This window comes from Endozoicomonas sp., from assembly GCF_031844845.1.
GTDB lineage: Bacteria > Pseudomonadota > Gammaproteobacteria > Pseudomonadales > Endozoicomonadaceae > Endozoicomonas.
Window position 1 is genome coordinate 1 of record NZ_JAVRMB020000408.1, and the last position, 2,845, is coordinate 2,845.

Below are 2,845 nucleotides of genomic sequence, written 5' to 3' on the forward strand. Positions count from 1 at the left end.
TCCCGCCATACTGGTATCCACAAAGGTCATCCCTGTGGTGGCCAACTGGGCGCCCATAATTGGCCCGGCCAGATAAAGCAGTTCACGAAGCTCCGCTCGATAGCGGGCAAAGGCGGATTGGTTTGTTCTCATTTTCGCTCACAGAATCAACTCCCAACGCCAAGCAGACCCGGGGCGATGGGGGCTATATTCTATCAGCGAATTAACAAATAAATTTATTGTTCATTTCGAAATAACACGCGGTGTTTATCCTTACTTTGCCGTTTAATCATGACTCATTTACGGAAAGCTGGGATACTCTCCCTCGATCACGAATAACAGTCACAAGTACAATCGGGGCAGATGAACATGCCTGAGTTACCAGAAGTTGAAACGACCCGCCGAGGTATAGAGCCTCATATTGAAGGGCATAGGGTTCAAGAGGTTATTGTCCGTGAGTCGAGGCTTCGCTGGCCCGTACCCGACAACATTAATAAAATTCTGAGCGGTAAAACCATCCTCCATGTGAAAAGAAGGGCAAAATACCTGCTACTGGATACTGGCTCTGGTCATCTTATTGTGCATCTGGGTATGTCCGGTAGCCTGAGAGTATTGAAAACCGATCAACCTGTGGGAAAACACGACCACATCGATATCATCTTCACCGATGGTCAACGACTGAGATACACAGACCCCCGCCGCTTTGGAGCTGTTCTCTGGTCTGAAATCCCTCTCAATGAGCATAAACTCCTCAAAAACCTTGGACCAGAACCCCTTGATAGTGAATTCACTACAGAGCGCCTTTATCAAATGTCCCGGGGGAAAAAGCAGCCGGTAAAGACCTTCATCATGGATAACAAAGTGGTGGTGGGCGTTGGTAATATTTACGCCAGCGAAGCGCTTTTTAAAGCCGGCATTCGTCCCGACCGGGCCTGTGGAAAAATCTCCCGAAACCGTTATGAACGACTGGTTCAATCTATAAAGGTGACGCTGACAAAGGCGATTGAACAGGGAGGAACCACACTGAGGGACTTCGTGGGTGGCGATGGCAAACCCGGCTATTTCAAGCAGGAGCTTGCCGTCTACGGGCGTGCAGACCAGCCATGCCTTACCTGTGGAAAAACTATTCAGGAAATAAAACTGGGAAACCGAAGCAGCTGTTATTGCAGAAATTGCCAGCGCTAAGGGAAGCTGCGATTAAGAATATACCACCGTCATTCCCGCGAAGGAGGGTGTTGCAAACCCTCCGGACATCTCGTTCCCATGCTCTGCGTGGGAATGCATACCGTACTCGCCACAAGTGAATAACCAGCCTGAAACCCCCACAGGTTCGGACAAGGAGAGGTTTCTCCACATGCGGCCAGATCCGTATGCATTCCCACGCAGGACCCACAGGGCCTAAAAGCATGGGAGCGAGGGTTTTGCGACAGCCTCGAAGGCGGGAACCCACCACGAACAGTGGATCCCCGCCTGCGCGGGGATGACGGTCGAGTGTTAATTTCCTCACAACAAACAGGATTGAACAATGAAGACATTTACACAGCAAGTATGGTTTGTCACCGGCTCCCAGGATCTGTACGGCCCGCAAGTTCTGGAAGCCGTGGCTGAACACGCAGAAGAAATGACTAAGGGCTTCAATGTCAGTGAAGCCATTGCAGCCCCTTTTGTGAATAAAGGTACGGTTAAGTGCTCGAAAGACATTGTTGACCTGTGCCGTGCAGCCAACAACGACGATCAATGTGCCGGCCTGGTGTTATGGATGCACACCTTCTCACCGGCCAAAATGTGGATTGCCGGCCTGAAGCAACTGAACAAGCCCTTTGCTCACCTTCATACCCAGTTCAATGCCGGACTGCCCTGGAGTGAAATCAATATGAACTTCATGAACACCAATCAGAGTGCTCATGGTGATCGTGAATTCGGTTATATCGGTACCCGCATGCAACTGGGTCGAAAAGTCATCGTCGGCCACTGGCAGGATCAGGAAGTGCACGGAGAACTGGACAGCTGGTGCCGTGCAGCCATGGGCTGGATGGAAGCCCAGACCCTGAAGGTCGCCCGTTTTGGTGACAATATGCGACAGGTGGCGGTGACCGAAGGCAACAAGGTGTCGGCTCAAATTCAGTTTGGTTTTGAAGTCAATGCCTTCGGACTGGGGGATCTGGCCAAAACAGTGGCTGCCGTCACCGATGAAGAAATTGCCTCGCTACTGGATGAATACAGGAACAGCTTTGCCATGACGCCTGATCTTCTGGAGAACCCTGAGTCTCGTCAGATACTGGAGCAGGAAGCCCGTCTTGAGGCTGGCATGGAACGCTTTCTTATAGAAAATGACTGCAAGGCATTCACCAACTCTTTTGAAAACCTCACCGGCCTCACCAACCTGCCGGGGCTGGCCACCCAACGCCTGATGGCTAAAGGTTACGGCTACGGTGGTGAAGGCGACTGGAAAACCGCCGCCATGACCCGCATCGTTAAAGTGATGTCTGAAGGTTTACAGGGTGGCACTTCGTTTATGGAAGATTACACCTATAATTTCGCAGGCGTCGATCAGGTACTGGGTGCGCACATGCTGGAAGTCTGCCCGAGCATTGCTGCCGAAAAACCCGATCTGGAGATTCACCGTCACACCATTGGCTGCAATTGCGACGTTGCCCGCCTTATTTTTACTGGCAAAGAAGGCGCTGGTATCAATCTGTCCCTGGTGGAAATGGGTTCTCATTATCGTTTGATTGCCAACACGGTCAAGGCGGTTACGCCGGAACAGGCTATGCCCAATTTGCCAGTGGCTTCAACACTCTGGGAACCCATGCCAAACCTGAAGACTGCAGCAGCCGCCTGGATCTATGCCGGCGGTGCCCACCAC

General features: G+C 51.7%; 2 protein-coding genes. Both read left to right on the top strand.

What is annotated here, in order from left to right:
• The first annotated feature begins 348 nt into the window (after positions 1–348).
• Positions 349–1,164, top strand: coding sequence for a bifunctional DNA-formamidopyrimidine glycosylase/DNA-(apurinic or apyrimidinic site) lyase (gene mutM, locus RM811_RS22635; protein WP_402528787.1), 816 nt, complete (start codon positions 349–351; stop codon positions 1,162–1,164).
• 340 nt (positions 1,165–1,504) lie between these two features.
• Positions 1,505–2,845, top strand: a 1,341-nt coding sequence (araA, locus tag RM811_RS22640; protein WP_402528790.1) for an L-arabinose isomerase, incomplete at its 3' end; no start/stop codon positions are given.